The sequence below is a fragment of the Vibrio sp. EJY3 genome (assembly GCF_000241385.1).
Classification (GTDB): domain Bacteria; phylum Pseudomonadota; class Gammaproteobacteria; order Enterobacterales; family Vibrionaceae; genus Vibrio; species Vibrio natriegens.
In genome coordinates this window covers 571,997-587,854 of record NC_016613.1, presented here as the reverse complement: position 1 = coordinate 587,854, position 15,858 = coordinate 571,997, and the positions used below count along the sequence as shown (strand labels likewise).

Genomic DNA, 15,858 nt, shown 5'->3' with positions numbered 1-15,858 from the left:
CTTATGCCTTAGTCGAGAAACGGTAACCCGCACCACGAACCGTTTGAATCAATTTATCATGGCCTGCGGCTTCTAAAGCTTTACGTAGACGACGGATGTGCACGTCAACCGTACGATCTTCAACATACACGTTAGTGCCCCATACGTTGTTCAGTAACTGCTCACGACTGTAAACACGCTCTTGGTGTGTCATGAAGAAGTGCAACATTTTGAATTCAGTCGGACCCATATCAACAGCACCGTCATTAGCAGTCACACGGTGTGATACAGGATCAAGCTTCAAGCCTTGTACGTCAATTACGTCTTCTAGTGCAGTGGGAGTGACACGGCGGATGACAGCTTTCAAACGAGCGACCAGCTCTTTGGGCGAGAAAGGCTTAGTGATGTAATCATCTGCGCCCACTTCTAAACCACGAACCTTGTCTTCTTCTTCGCCACGCGCCGTCAGCATGACTACAGGAATATTGCGCGTCAGCTCTTCACGTTTCATGTGCTTGATAAAGTTAATACCGCTACCGCCTGGTAGCATCCAATCCAGTAAAACTAAATCAGGGAAGGGTTCAGCCAGTTTGGTTACTGCAGTGTCGTAATCTTCTGCTTCCACCGCTTGGTAACCTTTCTGTTCAAGTACGAAGCAGAGCATTTCACGAATCGGAGCTTCGTCTTCAACAACCAGAATCCTTCTAGACATAATTGAATAACCTTATGTTTGTTGAGCTAATGAATTTTAAGAGACAAAGCGCCCCTCGATGCATAAGCATTATCACTACCAATTATGACACTTTTGTGACCTTTGAAAACAAATTTTCATATAACTTTCTTTTGGGGTTCATCCTGATATTTTTCATTTCTATTAAGACATCAGCAAAAAAATTCCCTATGATTAGTCCCTTGTCATCAAGCCTAGAGAAGATTTATGTGGTTTAAAAACTGTCTGGTATACCGCGTTAACCGCGAGATTAACTTCAATGCAGATCAACTAGAAACTCAACTTGCTGAGTTTCAATTCACCCCTTGTGGCAGCCAGGATAAGCAGAAGTTTGGCTGGGTCAGCGCAATGGGTAGACATGGCGACATGATGACTCACGTATCAGAAAACCGCATTCTGATTTGCGCCAAGAAAGAAGAAAAGATGCTGCCAGCATCCGTGATCAAAGATTCTCTAAATGCGAAAGTAGAGGCGATGGAAGCGCAAGAAGGTCGCCCGCTAAAGAAAAAAGAGAAAGACAACCTCAAAGATGACATCGTGATGGATTTGCTGCCTCGTGCATTCAGCCGCAGCAGCCATACCTATGTGTTAATAATGCCTAAAGAAGGCTTTATTCTGGTCGATGCAAGTAGCTACAAGAAAGCAGAGGATGTTCTTGCACTGCTACGTAAAACCATGGGCAGCTTGCCAGTTGTTCCTGCTATTCCAGAAGTAGCAATTGAAACAACATTGACTGAATGGGTGAAAACCGGTGATACGCCACAAGGCATCACTATGATGGACGAGGCTGAACTAAAATCCGTATTAGAAGAAGGCGGCGTGATCCGTTGTAAGAAACAAGAGCTAACCACGGATGAAATCCGTAATCACATCGCAGCAGACAAAGTTGTTACTAAGCTTGCACTTAACTGGCAAGATCGAATCGAATTCATCATGGCAGAAGATTCGGGCATCAAACGTCTGAAGTTCTCTGATGAGTTGAAAGACCAAAATGATGACATCCCACGTGAAGATCAAGCCGCTCGATTCGATGCCGACTTTTCACTGATGTGCGGTGAATTCAGTGCGTTCCTACCAAGTCTGTATGACGCATTAGGCGGGCTACCAAACCCGAACGCCTAAAATAACCCTACTTTTCACTCGCTACGCCCCTACTTTTTATGGGGCGTTTGTTCACCAAAAGCACAATTCCCCTAGTCACAGTTCACATTTTGACGTAAAATTTGCGCCCCATTTCCATAAGGTGGAATTGGCCTGACTTGTGATCAGATATAAGAGAATTGAGCAATGACAACTGAGAAAGCATTCGTACCCGAGCTACTGTCTCCTGCGGGCAGCCTTAAAAACATGCGTTACGCGTTCGCCTATGGCGCTGATGCTGTATACGCTGGCCAACCTCGCTACAGCCTTCGTGTACGTAATAACGAGTTTAACCACGACAACCTAAAAATCGGTATTGATGAAGCGCATGCCCTAGGCAAAAAGCTTTACGTGGTATGTAACATTCAGCCGCACAACTCGAAGCTAAAAACTTTCATTCGCGATCTAAAACCAGTCGTAGAAATGGGCCCAGATGCACTCATCATGTCTGATCCTGGTCTAATTATGATGGTTCGTGAAGCTTTCCCAGAAATGCCAATTCACCTTTCAGTTCAGGCTAACGCAGTTAACTGGGCAACGGTTAAGTTTTGGGCAGCAAACGGCGTAGAGCGCGTAATTGTATCTCGTGAGCTTTCTCTGGAAGAAATCGAAGAAATTCGTGAGCACTGCCCTGAAACTGAACTCGAAGTATTCGTGCACGGCGCGCTATGTATGGCTTACTCTGGCCGTTGTCTACTTTCTGGTTACATCAACAAACGTGACCCGAACCAAGGCACTTGCACTAATGCATGTCGTTGGGAGTACAAAGTTGAAGAAGGCAAAGAAAACGACACTGGCGATATCGTTGAGAAATTTGATCCGTCTGAAGCACAGCCTGTAGAAGTTCAAGACGAACGCCCTGAAACCACGATCGGTCGTGGTAAACCAACTGACGAAGTGGTTCTTCTTTCTGAAGCTCACCGCCCAGAAGAAAAAATGGCCGCTTACGAAGACGAGCACGGCACTTACATAATGAACTCTAAAGACCTTCGTGCCATCCAGCACGTTGAGCGTCTGACTAAGATGGGAGTTCATTCTCTTAAGATTGAAGGCCGTACTAAATCGTTCTACTACTGCGCTCGTACCGCTCAGGTTTACCGCAAAGCCATTGATGATGCTGTTGCAGGCAAACCATTCGATGAAAGCCTAATGGGCACGCTAGAAAGCCTGGCTCACCGCGGCTACACAGAAGGCTTCCTTCGCCGTCATACTCATGACACATACCAAAACTACGACTACGGCTACTCAGTGTCTGATGCTCAGCAGTTCGTTGGTGAGTTTACAGGTAAGCGTCGTGGCGACATGGCTGAAGTAGAAGTGAAGAACAAGTTCCTTGTTGGTGATAGCCTTGAGCTAATGACGCCAAAAGGTAACGTTGTTTTCACTCTGGAAGCAATGGAAAACCGTAAGTCACAATCAATCGAAGACGCAAAAGGTAACGGCCACTTTGTATTTATCCCAGTACCAGAAGATATGGACTTAGAATACGGCCTGTTAATGCGTAACCTAAACTCTGGTCAGGATACCCGTAACCCAACTGGTAAGTAATCATGGCATTACTCATTACAGATAAATGCATTAACTGTGACATGTGTGATCCAGAATGCCCAAACGGCGCGATCAGCATGGGAGACAGCATCTTCGAAATCGACCCGGATTTATGCACTGAGTGTAAGGGTCATTATGATAAGCCGACGTGTCAGTCCGTTTGTCCTATAACAAAATGCATTATCACCGATCCGAATCACGTTGAAACAGAAGAGCAATTGCTAGAGAAGTTCGTGATTATCCAAGGGTTGGCATAAATCAATAAGGTTCAACTTTGCTCTCAAAGTTGAACCTTAATTTTAGCCCGATTTTTCTATGGGATAGATATTGCAGAATAACTCTTTCTCAAAATGATACTCTAGCCTCTCACGCCAGTTTTCCGCTTGAGATACCGGAACTAAATAGAAATTCTCTCGGCTCGTATCGGTAACGAAAGCCATCCCGTATTGCATCAGTTCGTAATGCACATCATTAACAAACCCCGGATCAAGACGCTGACGCCCTGTCAGGTGATTCAAATCCTCTCGAGTCAAGAAGACTCCCTTGGTCTCACTGCTAAATCTGTGTCTTAACCACTCTGCAAACTCTTTTGCACAAATCATAGTCATGGTTTTATCCTTGATTAACTCTATTGGTGGGTAACACCACTAGGCCCACCTCAATACAATTGTCTGCGTTGCTATTTTTCGTTTTACCAGCGACAGACATATTGAACAGAAATCAGAGTATCGCGACAAAAGAACTTAAAAAAACAGAGGTACTAGTAAAAGCCATAACCCTTTGTTTATTTGAGATTCCTATAACATGCCACCCAAACTAATTAGGTTAATTTTTGTATTCGTATTATTCACTGTAGACAAAAGTATGATGTTTCTCCAGTTTCATAACGGAGATTCGCTCAAGGTCATAAGAAGCTAAACAGTCTTTTAATTAGTGCGAATAAGTGGCTGACATTGCGATGGAATCACTTTCTCACGTTTTGGCTTTACCACCACATTTTTAGCCGAAGGTTTTGCAGGCACTACCGCTTTAGGTTTCCAGCTCGCTAACTCATAGCCACAACCATCGCCAGCTGGCGGAGGAGCTTGGTCAACGCAGTTTCGACTGGAGTCCGGGCAAGATAATCTGACATGAAAGTGATAGTGGTGCCCCCACCAAGGGCGAACCTTGCGCAGCCAAGAGCGATCTTTACCCTCTTCCTGCGAACATAGTTGCTCTTTAATGACAGGGTGTACAAAGATACGCGCAACGCCTTTACTCTGAGCCGCATAACGAATAAGTTCAAAATGTCGTTCATCCCAGCGATGATCAAGTATCGAGTACCCTTGAAGGTCTACCACACTCATTGGCTTGGGAAGTTGTAATTCATTATAAGAAAGCGGCTGGTCGGCTAAACGAAGCCATATATCAATATCTAAACCAGTTTGATGGCTAGAGTGACCAGAAGAGAAGCGCCCTCCTCGAGGTAACGATAAATCACCGATCAACAAATTAGTGCTTAACTCTTTATTCGCTTTCAAGGCAAGGCTTTCAATAAATGAGATCGTGTTAGGATGACCATAGTAGCGGTTCGTTCTACTGCGCAGGACTTGATACCCGGTTCCCTCTAGAGGTAAGGGATAGGCACCATCCAAACAGCCATTAGCATAGCTGCCTATAGCAGAAGAGGAATTATGCGTGGGAGTCGACACCCGCTCCCACGGAGTTGCATATAGTGATGCTGAGAAAATCAAACTCAAACAGGAAAAAACTCTCAGCTTCATGAAACTCACTCCTTAATAGTGCTCACCATTATCATAGTAAGCCTTAGGAGAGAGTGCTGTGAAGATCACTGCGACATCAATATCTTCACCCACGATACCTCTGACTTGCTGAGTAATGGTTTTAGCAACTTTATCCTGAACATTCTGGCCACGATCAAACCAAAGCACTTCTACAAAAGGGTATGCCGCGCTAACTTCTCCCTCACTAAAAAACGTCGTATAGATGTATTCAAAAGTAAAGTCCTCACGTGGACATTCCATCAGAGGTTGCAGTTCATCAGTGAGTGGTTTTGATAGAGCCTGAACCGTTTGAGGCTCTACAGCACGAAATCGAAAATGTGGCATAAACGTACTTTCCATTATTAGAATTAAGCCGTGATCATAACAAGAAGTCCGTTTTTTATCACCCGGCACACACTATGGTCTCATTCAAGCTCCAAGTAGAGCAAAGAATAGACTAAGTTTAGAACTATTTAGGTAAAGGGGAAATGAAACCACCGCGGTATCGATAGTATGGCGAAGAACAAAAAGAAGAAAGGTTGAGATTAAACCGCTAGGACACGATCGGTAATATCTGGTTCAGCTAGTCGGGAAATAGTGCTCTGACAATAGCTATATTCGACATCCCCCTAAGTGACTCTACAACCCCCAACCTACAAACGTAAAAAAGCCCCAGACTTTCGTCGGGGATGCCCAGCCAGAGGCTCTTAATAATGGCAGTGAGGGAGATTCGATGGGACTTGCCTCCAAGCTCCCAACACGCGCTGATCTTTTGGTATTAGCGGAATCCGCTGCTCTGCCAATTAGAGCGACTCTACGATCTCCAAACTACAGATGCAAAAAAGCCCCGTTCTTTCGACGGGAGCGCCTAGTCTGAGGATTCTTAATAATGGCAGGGGGGGAGAGATTCGATGGGACTTGCCTCCAAGCTCCCAACACGCGCTGATCTTTTGGTATTAGCGGAATCCGTTGCTCTGCCAATTGGAGCGACTCTACAATCTCCAAACTACAGATGCAAAAAAGCCCCGTTCTTTCGAACGAGGCTTCTTAATAATGGCAGGGGTGGAGAGATTCGAACTCCCAACACGCGGATTTGGAATCCGCTGCTCTGCCAATTGGAGCTACACCCCTGCAGTTCGTGTTTAATGAGACGACTCTCAAATAAGTGGCGGAGTGGACGGGACTCGAACCCGCGACCCCCGGCGTGACAGGCCGGTATTCTAACCAACTGAACTACCACTCCGCAGTGGTATCACTCGCTATCGCAAGTGTCCAAAATTTAAAGCCTGGCGATGTCCTACTCTCACATGGGGAAACCCCACACTACCATCGGCGCTATTTCGTTTCACTTCTGAGTTCGGAATGGAATCAGGTGGGTCCAAAACGCTATGGTCGCCAAGCAAATTCTTTAATCTGGAAAGCTGTTTTTAATTCTCGTTATTACACATTCAATGTTCTTACATTGAGTCCATCAAAACCCCTTGGGTGTTGTATGGTTAAGCCTCACGGGCAATTAGTACAGGTTAGCTCAACGCCTCACAACGCTTACACACCCTGCCTATCAACGTCGTAGTCTACGACAACCCTTTAGGATACTTAAAGTATCAGGGAGAACTCATCTCAAGGCTCGCTTCCCGCTTAGATGCTTTCAGCGGTTATCGATCCCGAACTTAGCTACCGGGCAATGCGTCTGGCGACACAACCCGAACACCAGAGGTTCGTCCACTCCGGTCCTCTCGTACTAGGAGCAGCCCCTTTCAATTCTCCAACGCCCACGGCAGATAGGGACCGAACTGTCTCACGACGTTCTAAACCCAGCTCGCGTACCACTTTAAATGGCGAACAGCCATACCCTTGGGACCGACTTCAGCCCCAGGATGTGATGAGCCGACATCGAGGTGCCAAACACCGCCGTCGATATGAACTCTTGGGCGGTATCAGCCTGTTATCCCCGGAGTACCTTTTATCCGTTGAGCGATGGCCCTTCCATTCAGAACCACCGGATCACTATGACCTGCTTTCGCACCTGCTCGAATTGTCATTCTCGCAGTCAAGCGGGCTTATGCCATTGCACTAACCTCACGATGTCCAACCGTGATTAGCCCACCTTCGTGCTCCTCCGTTACGCTTTGGGAGGAGACCGCCCCAGTCAAACTACCCACCAGGCACTGTCCGCAACCCCGATAAGGGGTCAACGTTAGAACATCAACACTACAAGGGTGGTATTTCAAGGACGGCTCCACAGATACTGGCGTACCTGTTTCAAAGCCTCCCACCTATCCTACACATGTAGGGTCAATGTTCAGTGCCAAGCTGTAGTAAAGGTTCACGGGGTCTTTCCGTCTAGCCGCGGGTACACTGCATCTTCACAGCGATTTCAATTTCACTGAGTCTCGGGTGGAGACAGCGTGGCCATCATTACGCCATTCGTGCAGGTCGGAACTTACCCGACAAGGAATTTCGCTACCTTAGGACCGTTATAGTTACGGCCGCCGTTTACCGGGGCTTCGATCAAGAGCTTCGACCGAAGTCTAACCCCATCAATTAACCTTCCGGCACCGGGCAGGCGTCACACCGTATACGTCATCTTACGATTTTGCACAGTGCTGTGTTTTTAATAAACAGTTGCAGCCACCTGGTATCTGCGACTCTCAATAGCTCCATCCGCAAGGGACTTCACCGTCGAGAGCGTACCTTCTCCCGAAGTTACGGTACCATTTTGCCTAGTTCCTTCACCCGAGTTCTCTCAAGCGCCTTGGTATTCTCTACCCGACCACCTGTGTCGGTTTGGGGTACGATTCCTTACAATCTGAAGCTTAGAGGCTTTTCCTGGAAGCATGGCATCAATGACTTCACTACCGTAGTAGCTCGACGTCGTGTCTCAGCCTTAAAGAGAGCCGGATTTACCTAACTCTCAAGCCTACGCACTTGAACCTGGACAACCGTCGCCAGGCCCACCTAGCCTTCTCCGTCCCCCCATCGCAATTGTAAGAAGTACGGGAATATTAACCCGTTTCCCATCGACTACGCCTTTCGGCCTCGCCTTAGGGGTCGACTTACCCTGCCCCGATTAACGTTGGACAGGAACCCTTGGTCTTCCGGCGAGGAGGTTTTTCACCCCCTTTATCGTTACTCATGTCAGCATTCGCACTTCTGATACGTCCAGCATGCGTTACCACACACCTTCAACCGCTTACAGAACGCTCCCCTACCCAATGCACAAAAGTGCATTGCCGCAGCTTCGGTTTACTACTTAGCCCCGTTACATCTTCCGCGCAGGCCGACTCGACCAGTGAGCTATTACGCTTTCTTTAAATGATGGCTGCTTCTAAGCCAACATCCTGGCTGTCTGAGCCTTCCCACATCGTTTCCCACTTAGTAGTAATTTGGGACCTTAGCTGGCGGTCTGGGTTGTTTCCCTCTCCACGACGGACGTTAGCACCCGCCGTGTGTCTCCCGGATAGTACTTACTGGTATTCGGAGTTTGCAAAGGGTTGGTAAGTCGGGATGACCCCCTAGCCTTAACAGTGCTCTACCCCCAGTAGTATTCGTCCGAGGCGCTACCTAAATAGCTTTCGGGGAGAACCAGCTATCTCCAGGTTTGATTGGCCTTTCACCCCTAGCCACAAGTCATCCGCTAATTTTTCAACATTAGTCGGTTCGGTCCTCCAGTTGATGTTACTCAACCTTCAACCTGCCCATGGCTAGATCACCTGGTTTCGGGTCTATATCCAGAGACTGAACGCCCAGTTAAGACTCGGTTTCCCTACGGCTCCCCTAGATGGTTAACCTTGCCACTGAATATAAGTCGCTGACCCATTATACAAAAGGTACGCAGTCACAGGACAAAGCCTGCTCCTACTGCTTGTACGTACACGGTTTCAGGTTCTATTTCACTCCCCTCACAGGGGTTCTTTTCGCCTTTCCCTCACGGTACTGGTTCACTATCGGTCAGTCAGTAGTATTTAGCCTTGGAGGATGGTCCCCCCATATTCAGACAGGATATCACGTGTCCCGCCCTACTCGATTTCACTGAACACACATCGTCAACTACGGGACTATCACCCTGTATCGTCGGCCTTTCCAGGCCGTTCGTCTAACGTGTGTAAAGCTTAAGGGCTAGTCCAATTTCGCTCGCCGCTACTTTCGGAATCTCGGTTGATTTCTTTTCCTCGGGGTACTTAGATGTTTCAGTTCCCCCGGTTCGCCTCCTGTTGCTATGTATTCACAACAGGATACTTACTTATGTAAGTGGGTTTCCCCATTCGGAAATCCCAGACTCAAGTGGCTTTTACTGCCTAATCTGGGCTTATCGCAAGTTAATACGTCCTTCATCGCCTCTGACTGCCAAGGCATCCACCGTGTACGCTTAGTCACTTAACCATACAACCCGAAGGAGTTTCGAATTGATGTTAAACAACCAAAGTTGTCTCTCATTATTTGAATGAGCGAGAGACATTCGATTTTGCCGGACTCAAATATCTTTTTATTTTACTTTTTTATAAAAAGTGAAAACAAAAAGCCAAGAACACTTGAATGTGTTTTTAGTTGTATTCCATTAGGAATACTTTGAGAACTTTACAAGTAATCTTAAAGATTACTTTGTCAGCTTTCCAAATTGTTAAAGAGCTAGATTTTCTGATGAAAACCATTTTTAAAAGCACTATCACTAATGCGCTTAAAGATGGTATCCCGTAGGGGAGTCGAACCCCTGTTACCGCCGTGAAAGGGCGGTGTCCTAGGCCTCTAGACGAACGGGACACAGAAAGTCAGTGGTGGAGCTAATCGGGATCGAACCGATGACCTCTTCGCTGCCAGCGAAGCGCTCTCCCAGCTGAGCTATAGCCCCACATAAAATTGCTTTGCATTTTATGCAGAACCAATTTTTTGCTCTGAATTAAAACCATATCAATCTGTGTGGACACTCATCGTGAATAATCATCGTATAAGGAGGTGATCCAGCGCCAGGTTCCCCTAGCGCTACCTTGTTACGACTTCACCCCAGTCATGAACCACAAAGTGGTAAGCGTCCCCCCGAAGGTTAAACTACCTACTTCTTTTGCAGCCCACTCCCATGGTGTGACGGGCGGTGTGTACAAGGCCCGGGAACGTATTCACCGTGGCATTCTGATCCACGATTACTAGCGATTCCGACTTCATGGAGTCGAGTTGCAGACTCCAATCCGGACTACGACGCACTTTTTGGGATTCGCTCACTTTCGCAAGTTGGCCGCCCTCTGTATGCGCCATTGTAGCACGTGTGTAGCCCTACTCGTAAGGGCCATGATGACTTGACGTCGTCCCCACCTTCCTCCGGTTTATCACCGGCAGTCTCCCTGGAGTTCCCGACATTACTCGCTGGCAAACAAGGATAAGGGTTGCGCTCGTTGCGGGACTTAACCCAACATTTCACAACACGAGCTGACGACAGCCATGCAGCACCTGTCTCAGAGTTCCCGAAGGCACCAATCCATCTCTGGAAAGTTCTCTGGATGTCAAGAGTAGGTAAGGTTCTTCGCGTTGCATCGAATTAAACCACATGCTCCACCGCTTGTGCGGGCCCCCGTCAATTCATTTGAGTTTTAATCTTGCGACCGTACTCCCCAGGCGGTCTACTTAACGCGTTAGCTCCGAAAGCCACGGCTCAAGGCCACAACCTCCAAGTAGACATCGTTTACGGCGTGGACTACCAGGGTATCTAATCCTGTTTGCTCCCCACGCTTTCGCATCTGAGTGTCAGTATCTGTCCAGGGGGCCGCCTTCGCCACCGGTATTCCTTCAGATCTCTACGCATTTCACCGCTACACCTGAAATTCTACCCCCCTCTACAGTACTCTAGTCTGCCAGTTTCAAATGCTATTCCGAGGTTGAGCCCCGGGCTTTCACATCTGACTTAACAAACCACCTGCATGCGCTTTACGCCCAGTAATTCCGATTAACGCTCGCACCCTCCGTATTACCGCGGCTGCTGGCACGGAGTTAGCCGGTGCTTCTTCTGTCGCTAACGTCAAATCTATACGCTATTAACGCATAAACCTTCCTCACGACTGAAAGTGCTTTACAACCCGAAGGCCTTCTTCACACACGCGGCATGGCTGCATCAGGCTTGCGCCCATTGTGCAATATTCCCCACTGCTGCCTCCCGTAGGAGTCTGGACCGTGTCTCAGTTCCAGTGTGGCTGATCATCCTCTCAGACCAGCTAGGGATCGTCGCCTTGGTGAGCCCTTACCTCACCAACTAGCTAATCCCACCTAGGCATATCCTGACGCGAGAGGCCCGAAGGTCCCCCTCTTTGGCCCGTAGGCATCATGCGGTATTAGCCATCGTTTCCAATGGTTATCCCCCACATCAGGGCAATTTCCTAGGCATTACTCACCCGTCCGCCGCTCGACGCCGTTAACGTTCCCCGAAGGTTCAGTTAACTCGTTTCCGCTCGACTTGCATGTGTTAGGCCTGCCGCCAGCGTTCAATCTGAGCCATGATCAAACTCTTCAATTTAAGATTTTGTTCGGCTCAATGAATACTGAACATTACATAAAGTAATGTTTGAATTGACTGTGCTGAATCCGAAGATTCAATGGTCACTTCGTATCATTGAAACCTAATTTGATACCGAGGTATCTAATTGGATTATCATCAACGAGTGCCCACACAGATTGATAGGTTCTTATTTTTAAAGAGCGTTTCGACTGAGGCTTGCTCAAATCGGACGGCCATTTTAGCGAGATAACTTTTGGTGTCAAACACTTTTTTCAGTTATTTCTCTGTGAGTTATTTTTTAACTCAACCGTCTTGTTATCTCGCATTGCTTTGCTAGACAACGGAGGCGAATTATAGGGAGAAAATTTAACTTGGCAAGGGGAATTCAGCCTAAAAAAGACATTTTTAGACTGAACGTTTAAATAAGCATCAATTTGAGGATTGTATAGCCGATTAATGGGCTTATGACTCTAATTTCGCCACTCGTTGATTGAGTTCAGCGATCGAATTTCTTACTTCTTCGACTAAATAGCCGTACTGCGCATCTTGCTCTTGCTGATAGACAATGCGCCCATTGACAAAGCTCACTTTAACCGACGCAGGTTCACCACACATAATTGGAGCCATTAGTGAAGAGTGACAGCCTGACAAACGAGGCTGATTGAGATCATAAAGGACGAGGTCTGCCGCGTAACCTTCTTTTATTTCCCCCACATTGGTAAGACCTAAGATATCAGCTCCTCCTTTACTGCCCCATTCCAGGACTTGTTCCAATGTTGTCGCATCAGGCCCATTTTGTGCTCTGTGTATTAACCAAGTCAGGTTGAGCTCTTGCAGCATCGATCCTGATTCAGCAGACGCGGAGCCATCGACTCCCAGTGAAATAGGCATGCCCGCTTTGGCCATATCAATGACTGGTGCGATGCCACTCCCCAGACGGCAGTTAGATGTTGGGCAATGAGCGATTCCCGTTTTCGTCTCCGCTAACCGCTGAATATCAGCCTCACTCGCTTGGACCAAATGAGCAAACCATACATCATCACCCAGCCAGTCACAGCTCTGTGCAAACTCAACCGCACTCATTCCGTACTTAGCGAATGCTTGCTCATTATCAAAGTCCACTTCTAGAAGATGGGAGTGCATTCTCAATTTTTGACTTCTGGCATACTCAGCCATTAATTTGAGATCGCTAGGCGTTGCAGAATGAGCGATTGTGGTTGGTGCAACGACCAGCTTACGCATCGCAGATCCACCTTCTTGATGGTAACGACTACGAGTATGCTCTAAACGTGAAATCATTTGCTCTGCAGATTCTGGAACAACACCAGCTTTCGCTAACCCTTTGTGCGTGCCTTTAACTGTTGCCCCTCCCCGACATAAGACCAAGCGTATTCCCATTTCGTCAGCAGCCTGCCAAAGAACATCTTCTAACTCTTGGCTGGAGCTCGCATGATAAAGATAGTGGTGGTCAGCACAGGTCGTCGCACCAGAGCGAAGTAACTCATAGAAACCCAACTTAGCAGCGGAATACATGATCTCCGGTGTAATTTGAGGCCAATAGCGATATGGAACGCTCGCTAGCCAATCACCTAAGCCATGATTCATGCCTGCCGGGATCCCTTTTAATATGGATTGAGCGATATGGTGATGCGTATTAACCATTCCCGGGTAAACAACACAATTTGTCGCATCGACCAATTTTTCGCTTTCATTAGGAAGTAAGTTCTGTCCCAGCTCAGTAATGACACCATTCTGAATTCGAATGTCTTTTACACTTTGTTGAGGAGAAAACACACTATTGGCATTTTTAATTAAGTAGTTCATATAAAGATCCTTTTTAATGAACAATCGGTATCTAAGTTCAAACAACTAGAATGGATTAACCTTTGAGCAATGTCCCAGAGATTCAACTCTTAACCGCTTCTACTCAACTAATAATGAGGGTATGAGAACTCACTCCCCCCACTCTGTATACAATGCAATAACTGAACCATATTCAGAATATGTAATCCTCAATGTTTAGCACCGTTCAAATGCACCAAAATATTTTTTTTGAGGCCAAAATGCACATCTTTAGTGCAACATAGTCCATATCATCCCCTCAAATTAGCATTTATTGTATACAACACTGATTTTGTAATTTCTCCCTCAAACTCAAGGTTAATCATTCGTTACTTACAGGTTACATCATATGAGACTACAGGTTATCAATGAATGGCACAGTGTTTGCTAAATGTTAATTGAAAGCGTGAGTAGAAGCGGTTAGATACCTAAACATAAGGTGTCGGGACATTGCTCATAGTTAACCTAAAGCTGTGTAACCAACAATACGGTCGCATCTTTAGGGAAGTGAAAAGGAAGACACGGAGTAACTATGAAAACTATTTCAAAATTCAACAAACTTGCCCTTTCGTTATCTTTGCTATGCGCTTCAGGAAGTAGCCTTGCAGCAGATAAAGTAACTTTCCAGCTCGACTGGTTACCTGGGGGAGACAAAGCACCAGTATTCGTTGGGGTTGAACAAGGATTTTTTGCAGCAGAGGATCTGGATGTCACCATTCTTGGTGGTAAAGGTTCTACAGATGCAATCACCAAAGTAGCGACGGGTACCGCCGACATTGGCTCGGCTGATATTGTTGCTCTGATGGTTGCAAAAGCGAATGATAATGTGCCGGTAAAAGCCATTTACTCAATTTTCAATAAAGCACCTTATGCTTTCTACGCACTGGATGATTCTGGTGTTGAGTCGGTTAAAGATGTCGCAGGCAAAACCATCGTCACCTCTCCCTTCACTTCTGCGAACGTTTTCCTGCCAATCATGCTTAAGAAAAATGGCATCGATGAAAACAGTGTAAAAGTCCTCAAAGCAGATCCAGGCGCACTCAATCCAATGCTGATTACGGGGCAGTCTGATGTGATGATTTCCTGGATGACAGATCGAGTGAAAAATACGGAGCAGGCAGAACAAGCGGGTAAAAAGCTGAATGTACTGCCTTGGTATGACGCCGGTCTTGAGTTCTATTCATCATCTATTATCGCCAGCGATAAGTTCATGTCTCAAAGTCCTGACGTAGTGAAGCGATTCGTAAAAGCTTACGCGAAAGCCGTTGAATACACCTGGGCAAATCCAGAGCAAAGTGGCGCTGCCGTCAACAAAATCGTTCCAGATGTCGATGCTGCCCAAGCGACCGATACGATTAAATCCATTCGTGGTTTAGTGATGAACGAAGTTTCGGAAAAAGATGGCGTGGGTGTATTTACTCCAGCTCGCCTGAGTGAAACATGGGCGTGGACAGCGGAAGCTCAAGGCCTTGATATTGGTAAGTTAGACCCTGAAAGCACCGTTGCTCGTCAATTTTTCCAAGAGGTGAACTAATGCAGCCATTTGTTTCGTTCAAGAACATAGGGCATACCTATCACTCTGACAAACATTCGGTTACGGTTCTCAACGATGTCAACTTCAATGTTAATAAGCATGAATTTGTTGCCATCGTTGGTCCTTCAGGTTGCGGCAAGTCTACCTTGCTGCGCCTGCTGTCAGGCCTGATATTGCCAACCCAAGGTGAGATTTCCGTTTTTGGTCAGCCAGTGACTGAGCCAAGAGAAGATATCGGTATCGTATTTCAAAAACCAACGCTATTGCCTTGGAAAAACATTCTCGACAATGTGTTATTTCCGCTCAAGCACAAGTTCAACTTTGTCAGTCAAAAAGAAAAGCAGCATGCCGAAGTTCTTTTAGACACGGTTGGTCTGGCTGGCTTTGAAAACAGCATGCCAAACCAGCTTTCAGGGGGGATGCAACAACGAGTCGGGATTGCCAGAGCTTTGCTACTTAATCCGGATATTTTGATCATGGATGAGCCGTTCTCCGCCCTTGATGCATTGACTCGTGAAGAGATGGGCTTTGAGTTGCAAAAAATTTGGATGGAGAAACCGAAAACCGTCTTATTCATTACTCACTCGATCTCCGAAGCGGTGCTACTCGCCGATAAAGTATTAGTCATGGGCCCACGACCAAGTACGGTGTTAGAGGAAATCAACATTGACTTGCCTCGCCCACGTGACATTCACACACTGCAAGATCCAACGTTTGGCTCTTATACCAACAAAATTCGCGAATACTTTTATCGTTCAGAGAAAAAGAATGAGGCGGATAGCAAGGATACAGACAACGTTGAACCAATACGCAGAACGGTTGCGTAATCGAATTTATCTAA

The 15,858-nt window shown here is 46.7% G+C and carries 10 protein-coding genes, 4 tRNA genes and 3 rRNA genes; 5 read left to right on the top strand and 12 right to left on the bottom strand.

The window, feature by feature from the left end:
- Position 1: 1 nt before the first annotated feature.
- Entirely contained in the window at positions 2 to 691 is a 690-nt protein-coding gene (gene phoB / locus VEJY3_RS02670) for a phosphate regulon transcriptional regulator PhoB (RefSeq protein WP_014230905.1), read from the bottom strand.
- A 225-nt stretch (positions 692 to 916) separates the two neighbouring features.
- Between phoB and rdgC the strand changes: the two genes are divergently transcribed.
- From rdgC to VEJY3_RS02650, 3 genes are all read left to right on the top strand, one after another.
- On the top strand, positions 917 to 1,831 hold the full coding sequence (rdgC, locus tag VEJY3_RS02660; protein ID WP_014230903.1) for a recombination-associated protein RdgC: 915 nt from the start codon (positions 917 to 919) through the stop codon (positions 1,829 to 1,831).
- Between the two features lie 165 nt (positions 1,832 to 1,996).
- A complete protein-coding gene (gene yegQ, locus VEJY3_RS02655) occupies positions 1,997 to 3,397 on the top strand; it encodes a tRNA 5-hydroxyuridine modification protein YegQ (RefSeq protein WP_014230902.1) in 1,401 nt (466 codons plus the stop codon).
- Positions 3,398 to 3,399: 2 nt separating this feature from the next.
- Complete coding sequence (locus VEJY3_RS02650) at positions 3,400 to 3,654, top strand: YfhL family 4Fe-4S dicluster ferredoxin (protein WP_014230901.1); 255 nt, start codon at positions 3,400 to 3,402, stop codon at positions 3,652 to 3,654.
- Positions 3,655 to 3,696: 42 nt separating this feature from the next.
- Here the strand turns inward: VEJY3_RS02650 and VEJY3_RS02645 are convergent, their stop codons facing one another.
- The 11 genes from VEJY3_RS02645 to VEJY3_RS02595 form a co-directional block, all read right to left on the bottom strand.
- The gene (locus tag VEJY3_RS02645; RefSeq protein WP_014230900.1) at positions 3,697 to 4,005 is read right to left on the bottom strand and encodes a hypothetical protein; all 309 of its coding nucleotides are present in this window, start codon (positions 4,003 to 4,005) and stop codon (positions 3,697 to 3,699) included.
- 318 nt (positions 4,006 to 4,323) lie between these two features.
- Positions 4,324 to 5,160 (bottom strand): penicillin-insensitive murein endopeptidase, encoded by an 837-nt coding sequence (gene mepA, locus VEJY3_RS02640; protein ID WP_014230899.1) that lies wholly within the window; start codon positions 5,158 to 5,160, stop codon positions 4,324 to 4,326.
- 12 nt (positions 5,161 to 5,172) lie between these two features.
- Complete coding sequence (locus tag VEJY3_RS02635; RefSeq protein WP_014230898.1) at positions 5,173 to 5,505, bottom strand: DUF1904 domain-containing protein; 333 nt, start codon at positions 5,503 to 5,505, stop codon at positions 5,173 to 5,175.
- A gap of 709 nt (positions 5,506 to 6,214) precedes the next feature.
- A tRNA-Trp gene (locus VEJY3_RS02630) sits at positions 6,215 to 6,291 on the bottom strand.
- Between the two features lie 35 nt (positions 6,292 to 6,326).
- Positions 6,327 to 6,403: transfer RNA gene (locus VEJY3_RS02625), tRNA-Asp, on the bottom strand.
- Positions 6,404 to 6,444: 41 nt separating this feature from the next.
- A 5S ribosomal RNA gene (rrf, locus tag VEJY3_RS02620) occupies positions 6,445 to 6,560 on the bottom strand.
- Positions 6,561 to 6,652: 92 nt separating this feature from the next.
- Positions 6,653 to 9,543: ribosomal RNA gene (locus VEJY3_RS02615) — 23S ribosomal RNA — on the bottom strand.
- Between the two features lie 302 nt (positions 9,544 to 9,845).
- A tRNA-Glu gene (locus VEJY3_RS02610) sits at positions 9,846 to 9,921 on the bottom strand.
- Positions 9,922 to 9,933: 12 nt separating this feature from the next.
- Positions 9,934 to 10,009, bottom strand: a tRNA-Ala gene (locus tag VEJY3_RS02605).
- Between the two features lie 97 nt (positions 10,010 to 10,106).
- A 16S ribosomal RNA gene (locus VEJY3_RS02600) occupies positions 10,107 to 11,659 on the bottom strand.
- The 16S, 23S and 5S rRNA genes sit together here with 4 tRNA genes alongside, the layout of an rRNA operon.
- A 444-nt stretch (positions 11,660 to 12,103) precedes the next feature.
- Positions 12,104 to 13,465, bottom strand: coding sequence for an amidohydrolase family protein (locus VEJY3_RS02595; RefSeq protein WP_014230897.1), 1,362 nt, complete (start codon positions 13,463 to 13,465; stop codon positions 12,104 to 12,106).
- Positions 13,466 to 14,015: 550 nt separating this feature from the next.
- Here VEJY3_RS02595 and VEJY3_RS02590 point away from each other — a divergent pair.
- Complete coding sequence (locus tag VEJY3_RS02590; protein WP_014230896.1) at positions 14,016 to 15,017, top strand: ABC transporter substrate-binding protein; 1,002 nt, start codon at positions 14,016 to 14,018, stop codon at positions 15,015 to 15,017.
- Complete coding sequence (locus VEJY3_RS02585; protein WP_014230895.1) at positions 15,017 to 15,844, top strand: ABC transporter ATP-binding protein; 828 nt, start codon at positions 15,017 to 15,019, stop codon at positions 15,842 to 15,844. The genes VEJY3_RS02590 and VEJY3_RS02585 overlap by 1 nt, the downstream gene beginning before the upstream one ends.
- Positions 15,845 to 15,858 lie beyond the last annotated feature (14 nt).